The sequence below is a fragment of the Williamsia herbipolensis genome, from assembly GCF_000964005.1.
Classification (GTDB): Bacteria; Actinomycetota; Actinomycetes; order Mycobacteriales; family Mycobacteriaceae; genus Williamsia_A; species Williamsia_A herbipolensis.
The window spans coordinates 1-22,820 of sequence record NZ_JXYP01000042.1; the positions used below are offsets into that span (position 1 = coordinate 1).

At 62.0% G+C, this 22,820-nt stretch carries 28 protein-coding genes; 7 read left to right on the forward strand and 21 right to left on the reverse strand.

From position 1 onward, the window contains the following. Window positions 1-419 precede the first annotated feature (419 nt). Window positions 420-701: a hypothetical protein gene (locus TU34_RS23755; protein WP_150116652.1), complete on the forward strand. Its 282-nt coding sequence runs from the start codon at window positions 420-422 to the stop codon at window positions 699-701. Between the two features lie 2 nt (window positions 702-703). Here TU34_RS23755 and TU34_RS21490 read toward each other — a convergent pair whose 3' ends face one another. From TU34_RS21490 to TU34_RS21510, 11 genes are all read right to left on the reverse strand, one after another. Beyond that, complete coding sequence (locus tag TU34_RS21490; protein ID WP_045824975.1) at window positions 704-1,309, reverse strand: hypothetical protein; 606 nt, start codon at window positions 1,307-1,309, stop codon at window positions 704-706. 44 nt (window positions 1,310-1,353) lie between these two features. Further along, a complete protein-coding gene (locus tag TU34_RS24000; protein WP_160298568.1) occupies window positions 1,354-1,500 on the reverse strand; it encodes a hypothetical protein in 147 nt (48 codons plus the stop codon). 81 nt (window positions 1,501-1,581) lie between these two features. Next, the gene (locus TU34_RS23280) at window positions 1,582-2,940 is read right to left on the reverse strand and encodes a DUF4185 domain-containing protein (protein ID WP_160298569.1); all 1,359 of its coding nucleotides are present in this window, start codon (window positions 2,938-2,940) and stop codon (window positions 1,582-1,584) included. Between the two features lie 56 nt (window positions 2,941-2,996). After that, window positions 2,997-3,782, reverse strand: a complete 786-nt coding sequence (locus TU34_RS24680; RefSeq protein WP_082080515.1) for a DUF4232 domain-containing protein — start codon at window positions 3,780-3,782, stop codon at window positions 2,997-2,999. Continuing rightward, window positions 3,680-3,901, reverse strand: coding sequence for a hypothetical protein (locus tag TU34_RS23290; RefSeq protein WP_082080516.1), 222 nt, complete (start codon window positions 3,899-3,901; stop codon window positions 3,680-3,682). The genes TU34_RS24680 and TU34_RS23290 overlap by 103 nt, the downstream gene beginning before the upstream one ends. Before the next feature lie 56 nt (window positions 3,902-3,957). Next, window positions 3,958-4,836 (reverse strand): glycoside hydrolase family 25 domain-containing protein, encoded by an 879-nt coding sequence (locus tag TU34_RS23295; protein ID WP_203225513.1) that lies wholly within the window; start codon window positions 4,834-4,836, stop codon window positions 3,958-3,960. Window positions 4,837-5,338: 502 nt separating this feature from the next. Then, on the reverse strand, window positions 5,339-6,298 hold the full coding sequence (locus TU34_RS21495; protein ID WP_160298571.1) for an SDH family Clp fold serine proteinase: 960 nt from the start codon (window positions 6,296-6,298) through the stop codon (window positions 5,339-5,341). Then, window positions 6,295-6,645 carry a ubiquitination-like system serine protease family protein gene (locus tag TU34_RS24705; protein WP_476756165.1) on the reverse strand — a complete coding sequence of 117 codons (351 nt, stop codon included), beginning with the start codon at window positions 6,643-6,645 and terminating at the stop codon, window positions 6,295-6,297. Before TU34_RS24705 ends, TU34_RS21495 begins: the two co-directional genes overlap by 4 nt. Continuing rightward, window positions 6,642-8,093 (reverse strand): ThiF family adenylyltransferase, encoded by a 1,452-nt coding sequence (locus TU34_RS21500; protein ID WP_045824977.1) that lies wholly within the window; start codon window positions 8,091-8,093, stop codon window positions 6,642-6,644. Before TU34_RS21500 ends, TU34_RS24705 begins: the two co-directional genes overlap by 4 nt. Further along, window positions 8,090-8,473 carry an E2/UBC family protein gene (locus TU34_RS21505; protein ID WP_052689163.1) on the reverse strand — a complete coding sequence of 128 codons (384 nt, stop codon included), beginning with the start codon at window positions 8,471-8,473 and terminating at the stop codon, window positions 8,090-8,092. The genes TU34_RS21500 and TU34_RS21505 overlap by 4 nt, the downstream gene beginning before the upstream one ends. Beyond that, window positions 8,470-8,937, reverse strand: coding sequence for a multiubiquitin domain-containing protein (locus TU34_RS21510; RefSeq protein WP_150116653.1), 468 nt, complete (start codon window positions 8,935-8,937; stop codon window positions 8,470-8,472). The genes TU34_RS21505 and TU34_RS21510 overlap by 4 nt, the downstream gene beginning before the upstream one ends. A 120-nt stretch (window positions 8,938-9,057) precedes the next feature. On the opposite strand from TU34_RS21510, the gene TU34_RS21515 reads away from it, so the two are divergent. Further along, complete coding sequence (locus tag TU34_RS21515) at window positions 9,058-9,261, forward strand: hypothetical protein (protein ID WP_150116654.1); 204 nt, start codon at window positions 9,058-9,060, stop codon at window positions 9,259-9,261. 282 nt (window positions 9,262-9,543) lie between these two features. Beyond that, window positions 9,544-10,458, forward strand: coding sequence for an Abi family protein (locus tag TU34_RS23300; RefSeq protein WP_082080518.1), 915 nt, complete (start codon window positions 9,544-9,546; stop codon window positions 10,456-10,458). 264 nt (window positions 10,459-10,722) lie between these two features. On the opposite strand, the gene TU34_RS21520 is transcribed toward TU34_RS23300, so the two are convergent. Beyond that, window positions 10,723-11,106 carry a winged helix-turn-helix transcriptional regulator gene (locus tag TU34_RS21520; protein ID WP_045824980.1) on the reverse strand — a complete coding sequence of 128 codons (384 nt, stop codon included), beginning with the start codon at window positions 11,104-11,106 and terminating at the stop codon, window positions 10,723-10,725. A 55-nt stretch (window positions 11,107-11,161) separates the two neighbouring features. Here TU34_RS21520 and TU34_RS21525 point away from each other — a divergent pair, with 55 nt between their 5' ends. After that, window positions 11,162-11,896: an SDR family oxidoreductase gene (locus TU34_RS21525; RefSeq protein WP_045824981.1), complete on the forward strand. Its 735-nt coding sequence runs from the start codon at window positions 11,162-11,164 to the stop codon at window positions 11,894-11,896. A 223-nt stretch (window positions 11,897-12,119) separates the two neighbouring features. Here TU34_RS21525 and TU34_RS21530 read toward each other — a convergent pair whose 3' ends face one another. Then, the gene (locus tag TU34_RS21530; RefSeq protein WP_045824982.1) at window positions 12,120-12,563 is read right to left on the reverse strand and encodes a GNAT family N-acetyltransferase; all 444 of its coding nucleotides are present in this window, start codon (window positions 12,561-12,563) and stop codon (window positions 12,120-12,122) included. Between the two features lie 26 nt (window positions 12,564-12,589). Further along, a complete protein-coding gene (locus TU34_RS21535) occupies window positions 12,590-13,762 on the reverse strand; it encodes an MFS transporter (protein ID WP_045824983.1) in 1,173 nt (390 codons plus the stop codon). A gap of 77 nt (window positions 13,763-13,839) precedes the next feature. Here TU34_RS21535 and TU34_RS21540 point away from each other — a divergent pair, with 77 nt between their 5' ends. Continuing rightward, entirely contained in the window at window positions 13,840-14,397 is a 558-nt protein-coding gene (locus TU34_RS21540; protein ID WP_045824984.1) for a TetR/AcrR family transcriptional regulator, read from the forward strand. Window positions 14,398-14,504: 107 nt separating this feature from the next. On the opposite strand, the gene TU34_RS24005 is transcribed toward TU34_RS21540, so the two are convergent. Beyond that, window positions 14,505-14,666 carry a hypothetical protein gene (locus TU34_RS24005; RefSeq protein WP_160298572.1) on the reverse strand — a complete coding sequence of 54 codons (162 nt, stop codon included), beginning with the start codon at window positions 14,664-14,666 and terminating at the stop codon, window positions 14,505-14,507. 149 nt (window positions 14,667-14,815) lie between these two features. Between TU34_RS24005 and TU34_RS21545 the strand changes: the two genes are divergently transcribed. Then, entirely contained in the window at window positions 14,816-15,025 is a 210-nt protein-coding gene (locus TU34_RS21545; RefSeq protein WP_045824985.1) for a hypothetical protein, read from the forward strand. A 133-nt stretch (window positions 15,026-15,158) separates the two neighbouring features. On the opposite strand, the gene TU34_RS22570 is transcribed toward TU34_RS21545, so the two are convergent. Both TU34_RS22570 and TU34_RS22575 read right to left on the reverse strand, forming a co-directional pair. After that, the gene (locus TU34_RS22570; protein ID WP_052689166.1) at window positions 15,159-15,749 is read right to left on the reverse strand and encodes a TetR/AcrR family transcriptional regulator; all 591 of its coding nucleotides are present in this window, start codon (window positions 15,747-15,749) and stop codon (window positions 15,159-15,161) included. 492 nt (window positions 15,750-16,241) lie between these two features. Next, window positions 16,242-16,841: a hypothetical protein gene (locus tag TU34_RS22575; protein WP_052689168.1), complete on the reverse strand. Its 600-nt coding sequence runs from the start codon at window positions 16,839-16,841 to the stop codon at window positions 16,242-16,244. 195 nt (window positions 16,842-17,036) lie between these two features. On the opposite strand from TU34_RS22575, the gene TU34_RS21565 reads away from it, so the two are divergent. After that, window positions 17,037-18,457, forward strand: a protein-coding gene (locus TU34_RS21565; protein ID WP_150116669.1) for an IS3 family transposase whose coding sequence is annotated in 2 segments (ribosomal slippage) — window positions 17,037-17,378 and window positions 17,381-18,457 — 1,419 coding nt in all. Because the reading frame shifts where the segments join, the coding sequence is not laid out codon by codon here. Window positions 18,458-18,711: 254 nt separating this feature from the next. Here TU34_RS21565 and TU34_RS21570 read toward each other — a convergent pair. The 4 genes from TU34_RS21570 to TU34_RS23765 all read right to left on the reverse strand — a co-directional run bounded on the left by TU34_RS21570 (window position 18,712) and on the right by TU34_RS23765 (window position 22,690). After that, window positions 18,712-18,939 carry a plasmid partition protein ParG gene (locus TU34_RS21570; RefSeq protein ID WP_045824988.1) on the reverse strand — a complete coding sequence of 76 codons (228 nt, stop codon included), beginning with the start codon at window positions 18,937-18,939 and terminating at the stop codon, window positions 18,712-18,714. After that, entirely contained in the window at window positions 18,936-19,523 is a 588-nt protein-coding gene (locus TU34_RS21575) for a ParA family protein (RefSeq protein WP_045824989.1), read from the reverse strand. Before TU34_RS21575 ends, TU34_RS21570 begins: the two co-directional genes overlap by 4 nt. Before the next feature lie 352 nt (window positions 19,524-19,875). Beyond that, window positions 19,876-20,691 (reverse strand): NRDE family protein, encoded by an 816-nt coding sequence (locus TU34_RS22745; protein ID WP_045824990.1) that lies wholly within the window; start codon window positions 20,689-20,691, stop codon window positions 19,876-19,878. Further along, on the reverse strand, window positions 20,579-22,690 hold the full coding sequence (locus tag TU34_RS23765) for a hypothetical protein (RefSeq protein WP_160298573.1): 2,112 nt from the start codon (window positions 22,688-22,690) through the stop codon (window positions 20,579-20,581). The genes TU34_RS22745 and TU34_RS23765 overlap by 113 nt, the downstream gene beginning before the upstream one ends. Window positions 22,691-22,820 lie beyond the last annotated feature (130 nt).

A 22,820-nucleotide genomic window follows, 5' to 3' on the forward strand; every position in this document is an offset into this window, starting at 1 on the left:
CCCTTCTGGCAAGGGAGATAAAGACCGGCATAGGAGGACAGAGCACAACAGGGGAGCCGACGGCAGTTTCCACCGAGCATCGCGAGGGGTCTGGAAAGTGGTGGCGGTCCCGCCGGAGGCCGCGTAGCGCTGTTGTGCGGCGGACGACGCCGGTCAAAATCGGACGGCCAGAAGGGAAAACAGGAAAGCTCTTGGCAGTGCGACCGCAGGGAGCTCCGAGTGGGGATGCGCAGCATCACCCAGTTCGCCCCGGCCCGACGGTGCTGGCGGCAAGAGAGCTATCTAGCTAGCTCGACCGCGGCCGGGCTGGGAGCCAGTTGTGCGGGAGCGGCGTTTGTCCGGGAGGGTGCCGGTGTCGCGGTAGCTCCAGCGTGTCTGGTGCGCTGTCTGCGTTGCTGTGAGTCGCTAAGGTCGTGTGCATGAGTCGATCGACACAGCAACACATCGTCATCGTGAACCGTGATGGAGCGACCACGGAATTTGCCGGCGATACCTATCGGTTGATCACAGGCCCGATGGGGTTTCGGGTGGTTCTCGACGAGCACTCGAACGTCGTGTGGACCGAGCCATCTATCCAGGCGGGTGGACCGGCTGAGGTCACTGTTCGGGATGCGCGTCCGGATTACTCGCCGGTGTTGTCGGCGGATCAGGCGATGGGATTGGCGGGGCCTTCGGTTCCGCCGGCTGTGTTAGGCGAGTGAGGTTACGAGGTCTGCCTCGTGTGCCAGTCGAGGTCGAATGGTGCGAGTAGGTCGGTGACGAGCTCGATGGGGCCACCGACAATGACGCCCAACAGCGCGTCGTTGGGATCGGCCGGGGACCAGTAGCCGTACAGCGACTCTGCTGCTAGCCCTGGAAAGTAGTGGCGGTCGCCGAAGCGTGTGTGAACTCGGGTGTCGGTGTGGGGATCGATGTACTCGCTGGGGTAGAGGGTTTTGTCGACTGTCCAGTCAGCGGGCCTGGGATTTGGTTCGCGGACGAAGCTGCGTCGCAGGTGCTGTCTGTCATACAGAAGTAGCGCTCGCGGAGCCGACCCCATCGGATGTTCCCAGGCGTACGCCCTTGAGTCAGTGAGGAAGAACGCTGCCTTGGGCGGCACGTCAATGCCGTTAGTCATGACGGTGGGGACGTTGGCCGCGGCGATTCCGCGGTAGAAGACCGCGCCGCGAGGTCCGCGCGGCCACTCGGGTGGGTCGAGCATGTCGGTTTTGTCGGTCTGCCAGATCTCGAGGCCGTCGGCTCGTCTGGTGGCGAGGTGGATTGCGTCCTCCGGGGACGGGTGACCGTGGGACATGCGGAAGTCCGTCATCGTCCGCGCAGAGTGTGTGACCAGCGCCGGTTTACGATCCGACATCAATCGAAGACGCGGCCGGCCGTGGCCATGGCGTTGAGATACCGCAGTGTGCGAGCGTCGGTCCACAGCTTGCGTGGCACCTTCCGGAGTCGTTTCATTTCCGCGAAAGCCTCCTGGACTTCGCCGTAGATGCTGTCGGCCGCCACCGGCGACCTCGTCGACACCGCGCAGAAGTGGGGGTTCAGCGCGCCTGCGACGATACAGGCGCGAGACCATTGCGGGCACAGCTACGGCAGGGACACTTCGAACAGCATGGCTCTATACGGGTGGCCAGCGCCTGTATTCCACTGCGAAACTGTCAAAAACAGGCTATCGGGTGTTGAGTCTGGGTGAATGTACCCGCCATACAATTGTGCATAGGATCCCGCGGGATAGCCATAGCCACGATCGTAGGCAGGCAACCAATCTCCGCCATGAACGTACGCCACCGGGTCAGACCAAACATGATCGATCTCATCAGTAACTCGTATGACCACGCTGTAGCGGTCGGGGTCAAAGTATGCGAAAACCCACTTATCGCCCACCTTCTGCAGGCTTGTTTCGCCGCACGAGTCCGACAGGAATGGCGTTCCGTGACCAGGCGGACCCCAGGACCACATGTTGTTCTGAAAACCCCATTCGTTCCACGATCCAATATCGAGAAGCGATGCTTCGTTTGCTTCTACTCGCATAAGAAGCATTCCGGGGATGGCGCGGGAAAAACTACTGCCAACAGCGTAGATATATCCATCCCGACCATCCGCGACGGTTATTTGCTGATGCAGATCAGCACGGCCATTATTCGGCCAAAACGTGTCTGACCTACTCCAGTTCTCTCCATAGATATCTGAGCAGGTCGAAACGAAACAGAAATTGGTGATCCAGTTTTTTGAATTCCAATCATGCACGGACGAAGTAAACATGTATCCCTTGCCGTTCACGTAGACGGCGCCAGATGGGATCACTGAGTACTCAGAAAATGAGTATGCACCGCCTTTTCCCACCGCGATCTTCGTCTGGTGATAGTTCTCGGTGAGCTCCTTGGCGTATCCACCGCCAGCGGCGTTGTCCCATCGGACTCCCGTTGCCAAACTTGTTCCGGCGGTGGCACCGGTTTGCGACCTCAATCCCACTGGAGACCGCCAACCTGCCGAACCGGGCTTTTCGCCCTCGAAAGTGTCTCCGAAGAGGTACATCACAGAGCCATTACCAAGGCGGAATGGGATTCCTAAATCGGTGCCGCCAACACCAAATTGACCAGTGATCGGGACGCCAGTGATATCGCCTATGAAACGGGCAAACTGCGGCGACTTACCCACCTCCGGTCGCCAACCTCCCTGCACTACTTCGTTCCACTCTTTCAGGTATATATACCCATTACCTGGTGGCGCCTGCCATCCTTTAGATACTTGCAGAAGTTGCGCGTGACATCGACTTACTTCATCCCATATTCCGGTGGTTTCGATGCCCAACGATTGTTGCCACAACTTTAAACCAGCTACCCACTCGGGCTTGTCGGTCTGATATTGACCTGAAATTGATTGCTGGGGACCATTCACCGGACCGTAGTAGTAGCCGGCTGGCAACGGAAATGTTGGCGTACTCATCTTTACCAATCTGTATCGGGCACTATACATTTGTAACGGCCTCGTAAAAGAGTCAGCTAGTTCGACAGAGCATGCACTGCGCCGACCCGCAACACTGGAACTTGTTTAGTGCTGCATGTTTTGAATGCAGCAAGGGCGGGTACAAATAGCGATGTAGTACTATTCGGCGGGTAGACTCGGATTCCATCCGCCTTGACTGGTTCGCAATCTGCGGTCACCGCACCGTTCGACACAACCAGGTCCGCCGCGGCTTTTCCTGCTGCCTCGAGAACAATCGCTTGGGAGCTGGTTGCTGCGAGACGAGCGGCAGGCAAGCCCAGTTGAGTCCCGTCACCGTTACCAACGAAGGAGACACCTGGATACCCCTGCAGCGAGCATGCGTTCATACCGCCGTTCGTAAAAATGATTGCCGTGCGACTTGTGCCTGCGCTGTTGTCGGGTGCCGCCAGAGTCGCCCTTAAGCTGCCGGCCTCACACGGAGGTGTCGCCGTGTCAGCTTTGGCTGATGGCGCACCTGAGGACAACTCCCCGCGGTCATCGCCGTCTGCTTGTTGAGCAGACGACTGGGGACCATCTGGATTCTCAGGCGCCGACGCCACTGTCTTGACATGCTGATCATCGCCGCTCGTTGTAGACGATCCACACGCTCCCACGCCTGCGATGAGGAGTGGGAGCGTGCAGAGGGCTAGCAAAAACGGGGCCCTACCAACGGTGTGACGTAAGCAACCAGTGTAGGCAGTCACGTGTTGCGGGCAAGTGGATCGTAGAACCCGGATATGCCCAGGTGCGCTCCGATTGCCGCGAGAGCGTCGGTGACGCTGCGGTTGCCCAGCTGGGGCCACCCTGGATACTGCCCCTGGTCGCGGCCGCCCGTGAGTTGCTGCCGAATATCCTTCACGTCGCTGCCGATAGGTCCGTCAAACTTTGCGGTGTACTGATTTACGAGATCTACGTCGGACATGTTGTGTTCTCCTTGGTTGTTTTGACTGAATATCAGATTGGTTCAGGTCCAGCCTCTTAACCGGGTGGCCGGTTTTGAATTGCCTGCAGTACGGCTGCGACACCGTCGGTAAGGGAGCGACCACCCAGCTGAGGCCACCCTGGATACTGCCCCTGGTCGCGGCCGCCCGTGAGTTGCTGCCGAACGTCTTTTACGTCTGACGACACAGGCCCCATAAAGCCCGACTTGAACTTGTTAATAGACGCCGGTTGTATCCCGCCGCCAGGCTGTGGAGGTGTCGGCGTGCTGCTGTCTATGCCGCAGGCAAATGCGAACTCCGTCAGAGACTTGACTGAGCGATTCATGTCGCAATTACCGAACGGTGGCGCGCCTATGGGGTTGCCGGCGGGAGGGGTGATTGTGCCGTCGGTGTATTGCCAAGCAACTTCGTTTGGCAAGCTTGGGTCATCCGTCCCATACGCGGGGTAAATGAAACTGAGGGTGGACGGTCTATTCGGCCACAGCGTGTTCAAGTCGCCGTTCCCTGGGTTGCAGTAACCAATAACCCTCGCCGCGGTATTTCCATGGTACTGCGCGAGCGCGTTGTAGGTAGCGTTTAGGGCCGCCGACTGGTCACCGGTGATCTGGCCATTGCCTGATTCCACGTCAATCATGCTGACAACCCGAGGGCTTAATCCGCCGTTTGCGTTGATCATTTGTTCATGAATTCGCACGCAGTCTTGCCAGTTTGTTTCCCAGTAGAAGTAGACAATCCCGAAGGTGAGTTTCCCGGACTGGATAGCGCCCAGCATCCATTTGTAGTTTGCCGCGAAGTTTGGGTCTTCAATTGTGCCGTCGTTCGACTTGATAGAAAGCACCTGGTAGGGGTATCTGTCGTCAACGACCGATTGACTTGCGGACACATCGGCAAAATAGGCATGAGTAACGGCTGGCACGGGGGCCTCCTCCGATTTGACTGTGGTTCCAGCGGACACTTAGTTAAACACCGTAAGCACCCCGTTGCAGGCTGTATCGGAGAAATGTGCCCAACTTTTTTTGACTTTGTCCTTTTGTTCTGTTTCGTGCGATTTACGTCTCTTGCCTGGTTTCAGAAATGCGGCCTTCCCGCTTCACGAGCGTCACTGCAATGCTGGCTCGTAAACAACAGTGTTTGCAGCAGTCCGACTGCACTGTGTGGGCCTAAATCGCACGGAACACGGCAAGTACCGGTTCGCAACAGCGAAGCACCGATCGTTCAACAACCGCGCCGCGATGGAGTTCGTTAAATGTTCATTTGAACGCACTGACGATGCCGGGAGTTGGCAATCGGTAGAGTTCGACGCTGCGGGCTTGTAGCGCCAGTTTGAGCGCCGTCAGCCGCGTACGGCACGCCGTTTCCGCCGGAAGACCGGTCGCCGCTGGCGTCGACACACATGGCACCGGGGGCGACCCCGGGACTCACAGCGGGAGAGAGGCCACCTTGCTCTCGAACAACGTCCCGCCGGTTGGGAGCGAATACGCTTGGAGACAGTACAGTCGCCACAACGTTTCCCAGAGGTCACTTCGGGGATCGAGGTAGGTCACCGTTAGCCCCAAGCCGGAACAGTGTTCGTGCCCGATCATCTGTCCGTGCGAATGCCATTGCGCGGTGTCCGACAGTTTCGCCGCGAGTGCGTCAGCATCGTCCTTGCGCTTGATCATCGCAGTCTGCAGCAATTCTGATGCGATGACGGTGGATCGCTTCGATGCGCGTGTCAGCTTCTCGAGAACAGCCGGATCGAATTTGTTGAGCATGAGCCGTGCGACCGGATCCTCGGGATCGGTGCGCAGGGCTTGCGCGTGCTGCTCGTACGCGTCGATGTAGCTCCTGGCGGAGTGAATTGAAGTTCCGCCGCCGGCGGTGTCCGGCAGGGTGACCTGGGGGTCGATGGGTCCGAGTTCAGAGGTGTCGCTCATGACGACTTGGTCGGCGCCCAGAGCGATCAGTGTCGCGGCGCTCTTCGCATAGTCCGGGACGATGACGCGGATGGTGCCTGCACCGGCCTTCTTCCTGACCAGGGTGGTCAGCTTCTCGGCCGTGTCGATGTCGCCACCGGGGGAGTTGAGCAGGAGATCGATGTCGGCGCCGTTGGGAACATTATGCAGCAGATCAACGACGGCGGTTGCGTGCGACTTTGCGATCTGACCGTGTTCAGACACGATGCAGAGCAATGTGTTTCCAGTCTGAGCCTCGATCTCGCGTATCAGCGTCTGGCGTGAATAGCGGGCGGCGTTAATTGCCTCGAACAGCGGGGTTCGTCGCATGGCACGACCTGCGGAGGGGGTCGTCGTTGCAGGGGACGGGGTGGCTGGCGTGGGGAGCGGCGGCTTGTCGGTGACGACCTCGTCGGGAAGGGGAGCCTTCGGTGAGTCCGTCATACCCAGATGACCTTTCCTTGCTTGATTAGGTAGTGGCATCGTCTGTTGTCGCTATGTTCGTCGACGCTAGGGCACAACGTCAGAGGGTCCGCTGCGGTCACGGTCCAGTGGGGTCGCACCCGGCGATCAAGTGCGAGCATCACGCGGTGCCCCGCGCGGCATGGGCAGTCGAACACCAGCCATTGATCCTGTCCGCCTTTGCGAACTAAGGCCACGGATCGCCGAGGAAGTCGCTCGGGCACAGTAACCACGGAGCTATACGGGGTCTTCTGTATCCGTAAGGGCCGGAACAGGAGTGCATGAAGGTGCCTTACGCAGCTCCGGAGGCCACCTCGAATCGTGCTCACAACGACCAGTTCATGCCGAGGAACATATCGCGGTCGTACTCCAAATCGGTGTCAGGGTCGCAATAGTGTCCGACCGTGGGGCGTTGTGCGTTACCGCTGATCCGCCGCTCGTGGATGAGCATCAGCAGTTCCGACGGTGAGGGATCTTCGCCGTAGCCGATCAGTCGTTCAAGAAACTCTGACACTGCCCAGGCTGCGGTCATGGTGGTGAACGGAACGAGCGCAGGTTCGACGCCGGGTAGTGCAGGCGCATATCCCTCCTTCATCAGCTTCCCGTGCTCCTCGGCGGTCCGTACCTCGGCATCGGCCATCGCCGTGTCCACGCGGTCGCGGCACAGCAGACACGCTGTTCCGGGGTACACGATGGTGACCCGCCCGAAAATGCCCGAGATGATGTCGTCGGTATCCGAATCGAGTTTGATGCCGCAGTCGATGACCGGGATGAGGTAGTAGTACGGGAGTCGCGACAGGCGTAGACGTCCGGCGTTGTCGTCGGTGCACCCGAACACCACGTCTGCTTCTGCAAGAAGGCGTGCGACCGACTGCTTAGTGATTGAGCCCACGACCGTTCGGACATCGAGGTCCGGGGCTATACGAGCGAGGTGGTCGGCAAGCACGTCCACCTTGTGTCTGCCGACGTCGGCAGGGGTGGAACCGTAGACCCGGGTGGTGTTGCTGGCAGAGAGTGTGTCGGGATCGATCAGCACGATGTGACGAGCTCCGAGTCTGACGAGCTGCTCGGCGACGGCGGACCCTGTGCCGCCGGCGCCGACGACGGCGAGAGTGAGATCGTTGATGACTTTTTGCACTTCCGTCCCCAGAGCACGGATGTTGCGGTCGAACAGATCCGGCAGGTTGGCTTCGTGGCCGGATTCTTCGCGGCCGGCCGGCCGGTCCCGGTTGTCCTGGGCCACGATCCGCTGAAACCTGGCCCCCACTACCGACATCCTTGTCACGGGATGGGCGGCACCGTTTTCGAATTCGAGGGCACCGGTGAACGAGAGGTGGCCGTCCTGGTGCCCTAGCACCATCCAGCCGTAGGCGGCCGGCGAGGAGCGAAGAGCAAAGACCGGCAACAACTCGGAGTTGACCTGTAGGTCGTGACGACTGGGGGCGACTTTCGCACCGTCACCTGGGTGAGTGTGCACCCAGATCGCGACCGCGCCCTGCGTTTCCGCAGCCGCCAGTGCGGGCATGTAACCATCGGAGGAAACTTCCAGACTCCGGTCGGTCCTGACGTGGTAGGCGTATTCGGGGACGGGGTGAACCGCCGTCACGACAATTTGTGTCGCGGTTCCCTCATCATCGACCCGGGCGAGGAGAACTGCAGCGGACTCGACGGGCCCTTTCGCCATGGAGATGAGTTCGCTGTAAACCGCCTCGGTCACACGAATGACCGACGCGGCTGATCCAGCCGTGGCGCCGAGTCCGTCTCCGCCGGCGGTCATGCCGCGGCCGTCGACAGCTCGTTGCGCAACAGCCGCACGTAACTTTCGAGGCTGTCAACACCGGGTCGCCATGCGCCGGCGTCCAAGTGACGCGACCAACGCTGCCACACCCGGCCGTCGAATGTCTCCTGAATCTCCGTGGCAGCGATGACGCCGCCAGTTGCCGTGGTCAGGTGAGGGATCAGCCACCACATGTCAGGCTGAGCGTCCGGATAGTTCGCGGACAGCCGAAAGAGCACGTTCGCGCTCTCCGAGCTCAAGCCCTGCGGGAGGGGGAGGTCGAGGAGTTCCACGCTCAGCATTCCGGAACCGTCGTCGAAGGTCCTGTACGAGATTCCGGAGTCGTTGAGAAACCGTGCGTCGACTGCTGGCAGCTTCATCGGTCGACACCTGCCGCACCCGGATTGATGCGCCCGGGGGCAGTGAAGAAGCGCATCTTGTCGACGAGGGTGATGACGTCCTCGTCCTGAATCTTGCGGTCCCGCGCATCCGGCACGTCCAGCCACAGATCCCGATCCGCTGCCACGTCCGGGGAGGGGACAACCCGCAATTCGGCGCCCGTCATCTTGCGGACCGACACCTCGTAGGCGGAGCGATCGAATGTGAGAGTGATGGCAGGAACCTCGCTGTAGAAGTGCTCGCCGCCGCCGAGCTGTATCTGCGCATCCTCGGCGAGCAACCGGTCCTGGGCATCGTCGATGTCGAGCCAGATCTGCTTGTCCTGAGCAATGTCCGGATTTGGTATCCGACGGATCTGGGCAGGGGTGATCGGGCCGGCCGGGTGGTGGTACTGAGATCCGTCGATGTGAAGCACAACCTCGCGTGGGTGTGTGGGCTTGGTCATGAACAGCTCCTAAGGCTGGAGATGGGGCAGCACCTCTTGGCACCGTGATACCACGGTATCACGCAACCAGTCTACCTAGAAGGCTTCTCCAATGTGGTGGCCCGGAGTATGCTTTGCGCCATGTCGCACAAGGCCATGACCATCAGACTGTCCCCCGAGCAAGCCGAGATGCTCGAAACGGTTGCCAGCGTGTCGAATCAGCCCGTATCCGAGGTCATCCGCGCAGCCATCGACAGCCACATCGGCACCGTGGCGGGCGACGAGAACTTTCAGCAAGGTCTCCGAGAGCGCATCGAGCGCGCCCAATCGCTGTTACGGAAGTAGGCGCAGGCATCGACGTCTTCGCGTCGTCGCAGTCGGCCGGCAACGTGCGATACCAGTTTCGTGCGACCGGTGAGACAGGTCGCACTGGCCGTCAGCCCGTCTTCTTGCGCCTGGGCCAACTGCCCCTTATCATCAGTCGTAATCGTTCGGCCCGCCCCGGAACCTACTGTCCCGGGAGTGGGCCGGATTTATATTTGCAGGGTGACGCCATCTCACCCGCCGCTACCTCCCAAACCTTTCCTTCCTGTCGCTGACCAAATCGCACGCCTACGGGACCGGGGGATGGCCCTTGACGACGCAGTGGCCACGCAGTGGCTTTCTGCTGTCGGCTACTACAGGCTCAGCGGATACTGGTACCCATTTCGGGAAGCAAACCCCGCCAATCGCCTCCGCCCACTCGACACCTTCCGCGACGGGACCTCGCTTGATGAGGTCGTCAGACTGTATGAGTTCGACCGCCACCTCAAGAGCAAGGTCCACAGCGGCATCGAGCGTGTCGAGGTTGCGATGCGCAGCCAGCTAGGTCACATCCTCGGCGAAATCAGTCCGATGGCGCACGAGGACCCCGGCAACTTCCGACCCGGGTTCGATCACGCAGGATGGCTGCAGACCGCTCGCGGGCGGATCGCCCGCAGCCGAGGACGAGATGCCTTCGTTGATCACCACTTCACGAAATACGGTGGCCAACTCCCGATCTGGGTTCTCACTGATGTCTTGGACTTTGCCGACCTGTCGAAACTGTTCGCCGGGATGCGCAGCGCCGACCAGCAAACGCTCAGCACATGGTTCGGCATAACGCCTCCGCCACCCAATGGCACCGCCTCTTCAGCGGCTCAACGCCGACAGCGCCGCAAATGGCGCCAAAACCCCGCCTTGGAAAGTTGGCTACTCCAACTCAGTGTTGTCCGCAACATCGGAGCTCACCACAGCAGACTGTGGAACCGACAACTTCCACCAGCGACCACAGCCGCACTGCGGGCTCTACAGGGCTTCGAGGGTCTACCAACAGACCAGTCCGAGAAGTTATTCGGAACTCTGTGCATGATTGGCGTCCTACTTCGGACCACATCGCCGGGCAGCACCTGGACACAACAGGTCAAAGAGCTGGTCACCACGTCTTTCGACCAATTCGACAACCGCACCACCGCAGAGATGGGATTTCCCGCTGGATGGGAAGCACTCCCACTATGGACCTAGAAGCCACGCAGGTGACGCAAATCCACGCCAACACCGCCGCAGCCAGAATCGGTTTTCAGAAGACAAGTTGGGTCCCAAACAACGCTTCCAACAGCGGGTTTCGACCACTACCTGACATAATATAAATTATCGGCACGCAACTAGGACGAGTCCAGACCATGGCGCACAACGCTTTTCGTCATTCCGATGCGCCTGGATCGAGTCGTGTCGGGCCGCCAGGTAGACCTTGGCCGAGCTCCCCGTCGTACCGAAAATTGCTGTATGTCAGACCGGATCAACGCGTCGTCGCGCGTTGGCGCCAACATCTGCGTCTCGCGCGGCCTGGATCAAAGGAGCGGGTCGGGCGTCGACCCACTTCCACACATTCTCGAGCGCCTCCCCCAACTCCTCGCCAATGGGAGTGAGTTCATACGACTTGTTTGGCAGCTTCGTGACGACCTCGGCGAGCACTAGGGTGGCAAGTCGATCGGCCAACATGCTCGATGAGCAGTTGCCCATCCGGCGACGCAACTCCAGAAACCCCAAGGGTCCCGGCTCCAGCTCCCAGATCACGCGGAGCATCCAACGCTGGCCAAGCAAATCCATCACCGCATAGACGCCAGCTTCGCGCTCACCAACCCCCGGCCCGAGGGCACTTGTGCTTCTCATTTCGAACTAGCATACTTCGCTTCTAAACAAGAAGCACTACTGAGAGTCGGGTTGAATGCCGAAACAGAAGACCATCTTGGTGACCGGAGCCTCTCGAGGGGTGGGTGCGGAAACCGCACGAATGTTGGCAGCCCGGGGTCATCACGTCGTAATCAACTACCGCGAGAAGCGCAAACGAGCCGAGAACCTGGTGGACGAGATCATCGCGGCGGGCGGATCGGCAGTCGCGATCGCCGCCGATCTGACAGTCACGTCCCAGGTAGCCGCGATGATTGACGAAATCGCCAGAGCAGCTGGCCAACTCGATGCAATCGTGCTCAACGCTTCAGGCGGCCTCGAGCGTGGAGCCGACCCGACGTATCCGCTTGCGATAAACCGGGACGCCCAGTTGCGCGTCCTTGATGCCGCCCGCGAGCTGATGAAATCTGGATCTCGAGTCGTATATGTAACAAGCCACCAAGCGCACTTCATCGGCTCCCGGGCAGCACCCGATGGCTACCTGCCGGTGGCCACGAGCAAGCGTGCGGGTGAAGACGCAGTGCGACAACGCCACACCGAGCTCGCCACCCGCGGCATCGGACTGTCAGTGGTATCGGGAGACATGATCGAAGGAACGATGATCGTAAAGCTCCTGCACCGTCGAAACTCAGAAGCGGTCGACCAGCGACGCGGCCTGGGCCCGCTGCCGACGATTGTCGAGTTCTCGGCGGCCGTATGCGACGAGATCGAACAAGGTGGCACCGTCGCGCGAACGGTATTCGTCGGCGGCAGCGACTACCTCGCGTCCTAGAACGGAACCTTCCGCGTTGGCGTCGATTGCGCCTCTGAGCTGGTCTGATCTACTCGTCCTACATCAACACGTCTCGTTACCAGTAAAATAGGACGAGTATCACGTTGCTGCACTGCGGCTTTCGTCGCAGGCGGCAGGTCGCGCTGTGGGCATGTCGTGGGTGCGACGGTGGACAGCAAGTGGCTTAGGTCGTCGAGGGGCTACTTGCTCTGGCATCTGCGGGCTATTGCATCGTGTCCTCGTAGGTGATCCAGGCGGTTCGTGTGGCGATCCGTTCGTATAGGTGCTGCGCAATGGTGTTGTCTTGGGCGCAGATCCAACGGATGAGGGTTGCGTGATTCGCGTTGGCTATGTCGGTTACGGCGGTTATCAGCTGTTGGGCGTGCCCGCGGCCGCGACTGCTAGGCACGACGTAGAGGTCATCAAGGTAGACCCCTGTCGTTGCAGTGACAGGTCGCGGGAACTGTCGATAGAGCGCGAAGCCAACAATTTCGGAGTGGTCCTCGACGACGAGGGCGTCGAGGTTGTGCTGCGGATCGGAGAGCCAGCCCCAAACTTTTTTGATCACCGCAGGATCTGGGGCTAAGTGATCGAAGGCTCGATACTGCTCGAACACTGGGGACCATTGGTCGGAATCTCTGGATTCGATGGGGCGGATTGTCGCCATAGCTACCTTTCGTCGGGTCTGATACATCAGGCACCGCGAGTGGGTAGCGGTGACCGGTGGGGGGACTTGGTCAGGGCGGCGGCGAGGCACGCCAATAGGGCGCCCCCAGCTGCGGCGACGAATACCCAGCGGTAGCCGGTGGCCGCGGCGAGCAGACCCCCGACTGGACCGGCGATGAGAATTCCCAAGTCCCACAACGAGGTCATCGTGCCCATTGCTACTCCTGGCCCGGTGCTCGTCGTGCGGTCGAGAGTCATCGCACTGGTTGCCGGGTAGATACTTCCCACTCCAACGCCGGTGAGCACAACACCGATCAAAACCACAGGGGTACTAGCCGCCAGCGCAACAACGGTCAGGCCGGTGGCTTGGATCAGCAGGGTTCCGACAGCGATCGGCCGCGCGCCGCAGCGGTCGACGAGCGGACTGCCGATAGTGCGTGCAATAAGGAATGCTGCGGCGTACAGCGACAGGGCAACCGCCTCACCGCCCAGTTTCGCTGTGGACAGGTACAGGATGAGTAGCGCTGTCAACGTCCCGTACCCATACGCCGACAACCCCAAGGACACGGCCGGTCCCCCACCGCCAGACGGCACGAGAACTCGCGGATCGACAGAGACGATCCGGCGCCACTGCGTCGAGGGTCCCTGGCGACCAATGGACAACAGCAATCCCGCCGCGCACACAGGTAGTGCGATGACCAGCGACCACACAGCACGATCACCGCCGACATGACCCGCAAGTCCGGCTAGTAGAGGGCCGACGCTGAGTCCCGACCACATCGACAGCCCGAACCATCCAGCCACTTGTCCCCTGCGATCGGCGGGTGTCGCGGTGAGCACCCACGGCAACGTTGCCGAGAACAGCATCCCCTCCCCTACGCCCATCGCCAGACGGGCGACGATCAACAGGGCGATGGTGGGCGCCAGCAGATGGCCAACCGCAGCGAGGACCACAACCAGCGAACCCACTGCGGCCACATCGCGACTGAACCCGAGGTCGCCGGCGCGGCCCGCGTAGGGACGCGCTGCCGCGGTACCCAGAAACGCAATTGCCACAACCGTGCCAACCACAAACGGCCCGGCATCGAACCGGGACACGAGGTAACCGGGGAGCTGCTGCAGAGTCGCACCGAGCGCCAGATAGCCACACAAAATGGCGAACCACAGTCGTCTCACCGGCACGCGCTCAGTCAGCAACATTTCGCAGACAGTACAGATCGGTACCTAATAAGTACAGAGTGTTACTGTCTACGCGAAGACGAGGGTAGGAGCAGACTGTGGCACCAACGACGACGACGGCGACGCGTGACCGAATTCTCGGCGTCGCCGCAGAGCTGTTCTACGACAGAGGGGTTCACGCTGTCGGGGTGAACGAGATTGCTGCGACTGCCCACGCGTCGAAACTGAGTATCTACCGCTACTTCCCGTCCAAAGAGATCTTGGTCGAGTCGATGCTGCAAGCCCACAGCGACAAAATCCATGGATGGCTGCGGCGCGAAACAGACAATGCTCCAGCGGGTTCCGAGCGGGTCATGGCCTTGTTCGACCTACTGGTCAACTGGTTTGCCGAACCGGGGTACAACGGTTGCGCGGTCGTCAACACCGTCACCGACACCCGCGCCGACCCCGCTATCGCCGCTATCGCCCGCCGACACCTCGGTCGATACCTGGACCTGCTCGGGGAGATGCTGACCCATGCCAATGTGGCCGATCCCGACCGAACCGCCCGTCAACTGCTACTTCTCATTGAAGGCGCCAGTGTGGTCGCGTGCATCGACCCGAACGCGACCGCCGGCACCGACGCGCGCCAGGCCGCGCAACAGCTCCTTGGCTAACAACTCAGTGACTTTGACGGCCCTCACCTGCAACAACAACTCGTCCTACATCAACACGTCTCGTTACCAGTAATCAATTGCGCAACAATGGGATTGGGCTTATCTGATCAGGCGGCGATTTCGTCGGCGAATCCGGCGAGCGTGCCGCCGCGTTGGTAGGCCGATTTCAGCCGCGATGACTCGTTGGGTGTCATGGGTCGGCCGAGCATGGCTTCGACAATTGTGGCGACGGCGACGATGTCGTCGAGGTCTAGGCGGGTCGGGGTCATGGCGACGAGTGTGGCCGTTTGGGCTGACATTTCGCGGGTCGGTGGTCGGGGGACCGACCGCTCCCCCGGCGGGGGATTCGATTCGACTGCTCAGCAGGCCCGACAACACCGTTTCATTCGCTGTCTGACGTTCGGTTTATTCTCCGAAGATGACAGATCCCGTCGACACCTCGCGAGCGTCGGTGACGAGCTCACAGCCGCCGAAACGGGCGCGGGTGGCGCTGTCTGATCTCGCTTTGATCGTGCGGCCTGCGGGCCGCCCGGCCGCGGTGCAGGCGTTCACCGCCGCCGAGGCTGAGGATGCGCGGCGCTACGCCGCGGCGATGGGTGCTGAGGTTGAACCGCTCGCCGGCGCCTGAGGTGGTGTCCACGGGTGTGGGTCTGGCGCGGGGTTGTGGTCGGGTGCAGGCCCGGCGGTAGCCGGAGGCCGTCCACCAGCCCCGGTGTCGGCAGTCCATCACCGGTGGGCAACTCCCCGACCATTGCCGAGGCTTAGCCGGCGATCCTGGCGGCGAACACCTCGTCGAGGTGGGTGGTCATCGCGGCGGTGAAGCTGGCAGGGTCCTCGTCGTCGACCGCGGCCTCGATAGCCGCGTCCTCGAGCGCGGTGGCGAGCGCGTTGACCGCGGCGTCACTGACTGCCTGACCTTCGGCGCGCAGTGCGCTGGCCACGATGCGGCGCACCACGGCGCGGCTACGAACGTGCAGGTCTCGATACTCGGGGTCGCGGGTGGCTTCTAGGCGCAGCTCGTGGCGGATGAGGACCCGGTCACGATCGGCCAGAAGCGCGGTGAGCGCGGAGTGCACTCCCCCATCGGTTCGGGCGTCGCGGCGCTCGCGGGAGATTACGTCCGCGGCCGCGATCACACGTTCGGTGTCGGTGACGTGTTCCTCGAGCGCACCGACCATGAGAGCGGCGCGATCGGGGAAGTGGTAGGTCGTCGACCCCAGCGACAGACCTGCGCCGGCGGCGATGTCACGCAACGTGGTTGCGTGCAGTCCGCGCGAGGCGATCGACCGCAGTGTGGATGCGATGAGCTCGTGTCGGCCGCGACCGCGTTTGACTGGCTGCTTGTAGGTCACTGGTCGCTCTCCTGTTCTGGGCGCTTCGTAGGGTTCGAGTCCAGTCCTGCAATGGTTTCGCGCACCTCGCTCGACCGCCCCTCGTCGCCTACTCCCCCACCTCGTGCGGATCTCGGTGGTCAGTTAGCTGGTGAGGCTGGCAGTGATCGAGCCGAACCGGGCGCATCGTTTCATGATGCTGACCAGGTGCGAGGTTGTGGATGACTGCTTCACACCGTCGGCATATCCAGATGCGATGCGGTGGGTCGATGCCACTGTCCCAGCCGACAAGCATTGCGCGGGGCAGCGTGAGGTCGCAGTCGGCCGCTGGACATCGCCGCGGTGCTGTTTCGCGCCACTCCCCCACCCTTACCCGGACGATCTTGGCCTGGAATCTGTAGACATCGGTCACTGACCACCTGGGGCCTTAGCTTCCGCGACAGAAGTTGAAAGGTTGAGGGTCCCGGGCGTTGCGGCTTCCCTCCGCGCGGCCCAGGACCTTCACCACCGTATCTACGAACGTGTGTTCGAAACAAGTTCTGTGTCGCGGTAGGCGTTGACGATCTTGGCGGCGGTGTTGTGGTGGACGTTGCCCGCCGCTCCCAGCTCGCGGTTCGAGGCCTCGGGATTGGTGTGGAAGTGGTGCAGGATCGCCGCTATCCGGCTGGTGGGGGTGTCGAAGTTGTGGCGCTCACGCAGTGCACGCGCTGGATCGAGGAAAGGCCGCGCATCCCCGGGCGCCGACACAGGATCGAGCACTGCCAGCCGCTCCCCTGGCGCCCTGACTGCTGCCCCGTCGTCGAGGCCGGCCGGCATGGTGTGGCCCGCAGACGGGTCATGAGCCTCGGCCAGCCCGTAGTTCGACACCGGTGTGACGATCCGATCCGGCCGCCGCCTGATGAGCAGCGTGAGCGAGTGGGTTGAGAGCAATAGGAACACTGGGGGGATCGTTGCGATTACGGCGGCGACGAGGCCCGGAAGGGGTTGGTCGGCTGGAATGAGTGCGTGCAGGGCATTGCCCGCGATGCTGGTTAGTGCAGCCCCAACGAGCAGGGACCAGAAGTAGGTCCGCTCGGAGGACCTGGTCGTGTGCGCGACGACGACCAGGCTCACGGTTGCTTGGAGAATTGTGGAGTCGACGATCGCCGGTCCGAGCCACGACAGGTGGCGATTTGGCCAGCCCTGTGTGTCAGGGTGAGTTGAGTACATCGGTTCATAGCAACCCCGTCTGATGCAGGGCGAGATACGGAATCAACGCACATCGTGAGCACCACGACCATGGCCACCTCGGCCAGCGACAATGAACGAATGGATCCTGAACATCCGCGAGCAGATGGCCCCCGACGCCGCCGGAGGTTTACCGCCGCAGAGAAGGCTGCGCATGTGGCCGCCTACGAACAAGCCTGCCACGACGGCGAGGGCGGGGCCTACCTTCGCCGTGAGGGCCTGTACTCGTCGTTGATCTGTGAATGGCGCAAGCACCGCGACGCAGGCGTTCTTGAGGGCAAGGGCCCGGGCGACAAGGTGGGGAAACTGACCGCCGAACAGGCCGAGATCGCGAAACTGCGTCGCGAGTTGGCGAAAGCAAACAAACGACTCTCGACCACCGAAGCAGCCCTCGACATCATGGGAAAAGCACACGCGCTCTTGGAGAGTCTCTCCGAGAGCGCGGATTCGGACAACAAGAACTACAAACGGTGACCACCGCCTACGACGAACTCCTTCGCGCCACGGTCAGCACCCGCACCGCGAGCGTCTTGACCGGGATGGTTCGCTCGACCGCCGCACGACGCCGGGCAGTGGCTGCGGCACCACCACCGCCGATCTCCCCGCGACGTGCTGAGCCAGTCAACAAACTCGGCCTCCCTGAGCGGCTACATATTCTGCAGATCCTCAACAGCGAACGGTTTGTCGATCAGGCGCCGTTGCAGATCTACGCCCAACTCCTCGACGAGGGCACCTACCTGTGTTCGGTGTCCACCATGTATCGGGTGTTGGGCGAGAACAAGCAGGTCAAAGACCGGCGACGGCAAGCACGGCATCCAGCCAGAGCCTGTCCGGAGTTGGTCGCAACCGCCCCACGGCAGGTGTACTCGTGGGACATCACCAAGCTCGCCGGCCCGATCAAGGGCCAGTACTTCGATGCTTACGTGATGATCGACATCTACTCCCGCTACATCGTCGGCGTACACGTCCACACCCACGAATCAGGTGTACTGGCAAAGGAATTGATGGAACACATCTTCAACGTTCACGGCATACCACAGGTAGTCCACGCCGACCGCGGAACCTCGATGACCAGCAAAACCGTGGCCACGCTGCTCGCCGATCTGGAGGTCACCCGAAGCCACTCGCGGCCACGGGTCTCGAACGACAATCCCTACTCCGAATCACTGTTCAAAACCCTCAAATACGGACCAACATTCCCAGAACGATTCCAATCGCTGAGTCAGGCAAGACATTTCATGGACCAGTTCACCGAGTGGTACAACCACGAACACCGGCACAGCGGGATCGGCCTGCACACCCCCGCCGATATCCACTACGGTCTGGCCGAAGACCGAGACGTACAGCGCCGAGCCGTGCTCGAGAACGCACGCGCCCAGCATCCACACCGTTTCAGCACAGAGCGTGTCGTACCGAAAATACTTGCGCTACCCGACGCCGCCTGGATCAATCAACCCGCCGACGAACCTGACACAGACCGGGAGACCACGATCGCCGCCTAAAACTAGACACCCACTGGACTCAAACACCTTGACAAGTTCCGCAGACGCGTGTGGCGACGTCCCACAGGGCGGAGAAGCTGAGCACGAACGCTGCGATCGCGATACCTACGGCGACCGCAGTCGCGTAGACGATCGCCAACTTGCGCACCCAGGGGCTCGTAGAGTCATACATCAGCACAGTCCTTGTCTGTGTCAGCGGCCTTGGCGGGTCAGTTTGGCGACGCCCGCCAGGGCCGCGTGCGGTGTTGCGGTATTTACCGCTTGCTGGAGACCCATTCACGGATGAGGTCTTCGATTACTTCCGACATCGACTGGTCGGCGATGGCGGTCGCGGCCTTGAACTGTTTGTGCAGCCCGGCATCAATTCGCACGGTCAGTTGCGACTGAGACCCGCCGTCGGATGGCCGTATGAAGCTGGTGGCCACCGCCTTGCGTGGCCGCATGTCCTCGGTGCTCGGGTCTCCCGGCTTCTTGATGCTCACAGTGCACCCACGATCTCGTCGACGACGTCTGAGTAGGTGCTGTCGTGTGGCGGGCGGTGCCCGAAGCTCTGGCGGTAGACCTGCCGAAACCGCACGACGGTGTCGAAGCGTGAGATGTCTTCTTCATCGAACGCGGCGAGGGTGGTGGTGAGGAGCTTCGTGTGCAGGGTTGCTCCGGTGACGAGGACGCCGTAGATGGTGGACTTGGGCAGCGACGGAAGGGTCTCCCACACTCGCTCGGTGTCCGCTGCGGACGGCTGGGTGGGGATGACTGCGAAGTCTGCCGCGTCGATCGCAGCATCGATGATCGCGCTATCCCCTGGCGGGGTGTCGATGACCAGGACTGACTCCGGGTCCAACGACTCGCTCCAGCGCCCCAGTCGCTTGGTGTTGGACACCTCGACCTTGAACGGCAGGGGCGTTCCGCGGTCGGACGCCTTGTCGGCCCAGGAGGTCGCCGAACCCTGTTTGTCGAGGTCGACAAAGGTCACGGTCTTACCTTGCAGGGCGAATTCGTTGGCTATGAACAGGCTAGAGGTGGTTTTCCCCACCCCGCCCTTGGTGTTGACGACCGAGACAATCATTCGGCCACTCCCCTTCGCGGTTGATACCGCATGCGGTCATGCGGTGTAGCGGTGTTGCGCGCGTTCCCACAAGCGGTAACGCGGTACTGCGGTAATGCCAGCAAGAGGGAGTGCGGGAAAGCGTGCAATCCATCAATCCCGCAATCTGGTTTGCTGGATTGATGGTATCGCAGATGTACCGCTTGCGGTATAGCGGGCACGCGGGATTGACCCCTCAACCGCTTGCGGGATAGCGGTCTTGCGGTATGGCTAACGGTCTATCCGGGCTGGTAAGGCAATCGAGTGAAGCAACGTTGCTGCGCCTGAACTGTTGGATAGCCCCGTGCACAGCGGCCTCGCCACCGCCCGGCGTTCAGCTCTTCGTGGCTCGACCGGGGTCCGCGGAGATGGCTACGTCGTTGCCAAGGCGCCGGCCGAATAATCCAAAACGCCGCTCAACGATGCGTGGGAATCCGTTGTCGGGGATGTCGACGAGCGTGCTCGCACGGGTGCCGTAGACGCCGGCTTGCACAAACCGTGGGCTGACCATCCGTTCGATCTGGCGCGGGACGTGCGTGTAGGGGAGTTCCTCGTCATCCGGCCGCAACTGATTGCCGAGGATGTTGAACATCGCCGACTCCCAGGCTGGACCCCCGCCAGGGGGATTCAATTCGAGGTGTCGTTGGAACTCGGCCTTGCCGCGTTGCACTTTTGGCCAGTCACTATCAAGTTCGGCGTTGGACAGCCCATAGAAGCCTGGTGCAAGGGATTGAGCTGTGAACTGTCGGTAGTTGGAGACCCACACCAGTTCTTCGCCATCACCGACCATCAGGTTGAAAGGCGCGTAGCGAGTTGCGGACTCTTCCAACTGGCGTGCGAACGAGGTGGCGGACTCGGGGGACTCCAGGTAGTCGCTGATCAGGAGTCCGCGGGACCGGTCGGGCGCGTCACGACGCGATTTCGACGGCAGCGGAAGGCCGTTGCGAACATTTGTCACCAGGCCCACTGACCCGGTTGCGGTGGTTCCTACCCATGTGCCGCCGCCGGCGCAATCACGGCCCGCGACGATCGGGCTGTCATTCCACTGGTGGAGTGGTTCGGTTCGACGCCAGTGAAACTCGTCTCGATTGCTCGCGAGAATCAGTCGGTGACCCGGAACGACGTTCCAGGCGATCAGGGCCAGGCACATGGCTTACATCCTCCTCGGTAGCGGAGCGTGATTGGTAGGCGGCGCCAGGACTGGAAGTCACCAGCGTGTACCGCGGTGTGCTGACCGCATCGTCGACCGTCGGAGCTAGGTACAGCCGCAGCTGGTCGTTCGCCGGCGCCGTCGTGCGGTAGTTGTGGTGCTGTCGTTTGCGCAGGTAGGACAGGCGGGACCGCGCCGCGTAACTGGTGCGGGGGGTGGTGGCGTGCCAGGCCTTCCGCTCAGTGTTGATGGTGGCGACGAGTGCGGTGTGCCGATCGATGGTGCCGACCTGAAGCGCAGCGTCGTCTAGGGACGCAGGCCCCCGGCACCAAGTAGTTGCATTTCCGCTGCCGTGCCGGTCAGCCAGGCCAGCGGCTTGCAACGCCCTGAGCACTCTCAGGACGCCGTAGGTGCTAGTTCCGACCTGTTGATGAGTGAGAGCGGCTAACCGACTGGTGGACGAGGGCTCAGAGGTCAAACAGTCGTATACGTACCGAGCTGATTGACCTAGATCCCCCCAGAGGGGGTGGGTGTAGGTGCCCCCCCGTGTGACGTCATGCACGCATTCCGTGCGGTACTTCGGTGACGGTAGGCGCAGCCGATAACAGTGCGCCTCATGACGGTTGGAGTGCCGGTCGTGGGGGATTTCAAGGGACAGCAGCCCGCGGTCGACGAGAGTGGTGAGGCGCTTGCGAGCGGTGCTGGGCGATACCGACAGCCAGATAGCCACTGTGCGCTCGGCGAGTGGTCGGGGGATATCGGCGCCGTGACCATCGGCGAAGCGCTGGTGGACAATCTGGGCCGCGGCGGCGACTGCATCTGGGTCATCCCATCGGGCGATCTCGTCGAGCACCTGGGCGATGAACGCGGCGTCCGGTGCCGGCATGGCGGGTCGCCAGGACTCGGCGCGCTCTTTGACGCTCTGCCAGTGCTTGAAGCTGTGGACGGCTGGGGTACCGGCGGCCCGGGCCGCAGCGTCCAGTGCAGCGAACTTCGCGAAGCACCGGTAGCGGCGGTAGTAGGGCCGCGCGAGCTTCCAGCTCTTGATCCCCGACCGGTAGACCACCCAGGCCCCGTCCGTGGCCAGCTGGGAGCCGTTCTCACGCTTCCATCGGGCCTTGTCCGCCGGTGACGCCGTATAGCTTGCTGACGTGCGATCCCGCATGATCCGCTCCCGCAGTTTGGGGTCTACCGATCTGTCCAGAATTTGGTAGCCCTCGGCGGCGATCGGTGTCGGTGCCCGCCAGGCACGTTCAGGCTCCAAATCCCACCGGCTGATCTCCAGCTCCTCGTCGTCTACGACAGGAACCGGCGGCGCCGTTGCGGAGGGTGGGGGAGCGGTCGGACGGCGCGGGCCCGCTGCGGACGACGGGGTTACCTCGAGGTCGAGGGCTCCGTCGTCGACGGCCGCCAGAGCTGCCTTGAGTCGCTTCGCGGCCGCGATTGCCGTCATGGGGGCGCCCTCCGCGGTGACGGGGACGCAGCGGCCGGTGCCTTTCAGCGAAGCAGATCCGGGGTAGCGGAGGTGGTGGTCTTTTGACCGAACGTCGACGTCAGTTTTGCTGAGGCCGTGCAGAGCGCGAACCGCTGCGATCGCGGCGGCGGCGGCGACGCGGACGGCGGGGGTTACGGCGAAGCCGAGGTGGCAGGAGTCGGGTGACCCCGAGGCTGCCTCGTACCCCCATACGGCTCCTGCGTCGGTCGCGGCATCGATGACCTGGGTCTTGGCGAGCTCGGCGCAACTGTCGATGTCGACGATTAGCAGCTCGGCGCGGACCGCGCCGCAGACCGCCGCGGCCGCGTGGCCACCGCCGACGGCTTCTGCGCGCGCCATGAGCACTGCGGGATCGGTGTGGGAATCGATCGGGGCACCCTTGGGAACGCCAGAGACGGGCGGGGCGATGGTGAACGCGTACCCCAGGGGGCCGGGGCCTCGCATGACGCGATGCAGCTCGGCGTAGGGGGTAGTGGGTCCCGTGTCGGTTTCGTGATCCGACACGGTGTGTTGAGCGATTGCAGCACCCTTTGGGTGCGCGCTACTATCGGCTCTGTCAGACAAGACAGTCCTTCTGAGGAGTTGGGCCGAAGTCTCAGCAGTTGAATCGAGCGGGAACTCGATTCACAAACTT

Excerpts from the sequence above, each read along its gene's own strand:
- TU34_RS21515 (WP_150116654.1), top strand. The coding sequence starts at position 9,058 with ATGTCGCACAAGGCCATGACCATCAGACTGTCCCCCGAGCAAGCCGAG.
- TU34_RS21490 (WP_045824975.1), bottom strand. The coding sequence starts at position 1,309 with ATGACGGACTTCCGCATGTCCCACGGTCACCCGTCCCCGGAGGACGCA.
- TU34_RS21520 (WP_045824980.1), bottom strand. The coding sequence starts at position 11,106 with ATGAGAAGCACAAGTGCCCTCGGGCCGGGGGTTGGTGAGCGCGAAGCT.
- TU34_RS24005 (WP_160298572.1), bottom strand. The coding sequence starts at position 14,666 with ATGACCCCGACCCGCCTAGACCTCGACGACATCGTCGCCGTCGCCACA.
- TU34_RS23290 (WP_082080516.1), bottom strand. The coding sequence starts at position 3,901 with ATGTCCGACGTAGATCTCGTAAATCAGTACACCGCAAAGTTTGACGGA.
- TU34_RS21525 (WP_045824981.1), top strand. The coding sequence starts at position 11,162 with ATGCCGAAACAGAAGACCATCTTGGTGACCGGAGCCTCTCGAGGGGTG.
- TU34_RS21575 (WP_045824989.1), bottom strand. The coding sequence starts at position 19,523 with ATGATTGTCTCGGTCGTCAACACCAAGGGCGGGGTGGGGAAAACCACC.
- TU34_RS23280 (WP_160298569.1), bottom strand. The coding sequence starts at position 2,940 with ATGAGTACGCCAACATTTCCGTTGCCAGCCGGCTACTACTACGGTCCG.
- TU34_RS23755 (WP_150116652.1), top strand. The coding sequence starts at position 420 with ATGAGTCGATCGACACAGCAACACATCGTCATCGTGAACCGTGATGGA.
- TU34_RS21530 (WP_045824982.1), bottom strand. The coding sequence starts at position 12,563 with ATGGCGACAATCCGCCCCATCGAATCCAGAGATTCCGACCAATGGTCC.
- TU34_RS21510 (WP_150116653.1), bottom strand. The coding sequence starts at position 8,937 with ATGACCAAGCCCACACACCCACGCGAGGTTGTGCTTCACATCGACGGA.
- TU34_RS21545 (WP_045824985.1), top strand. The coding sequence starts at position 14,816 with ATGACAGATCCCGTCGACACCTCGCGAGCGTCGGTGACGAGCTCACAG.
- TU34_RS22745 (WP_045824990.1), bottom strand. The coding sequence starts at position 20,691 with ATGTGCCTGGCCCTGATCGCCTGGAACGTCGTTCCGGGTCACCGACTG.
- TU34_RS21500 (WP_045824977.1), bottom strand. The coding sequence starts at position 8,093 with ATGACCGCCGGCGGAGACGGACTCGGCGCCACGGCTGGATCAGCCGCG.
- TU34_RS21535 (WP_045824983.1), bottom strand. The coding sequence starts at position 13,762 with ATGTTGCTGACTGAGCGCGTGCCGGTGAGACGACTGTGGTTCGCCATT.
- TU34_RS21495 (WP_160298571.1), bottom strand. The coding sequence starts at position 6,298 with ATGACGGACTCACCGAAGGCTCCCCTTCCCGACGAGGTCGTCACCGAC.
- TU34_RS23300 (WP_082080518.1), top strand. The coding sequence starts at position 9,544 with ATGGCCCTTGACGACGCAGTGGCCACGCAGTGGCTTTCTGCTGTCGGC.
- TU34_RS21505 (WP_052689163.1), bottom strand. The coding sequence starts at position 8,473 with ATGAAGCTGCCAGCAGTCGACGCACGGTTTCTCAACGACTCCGGAATC.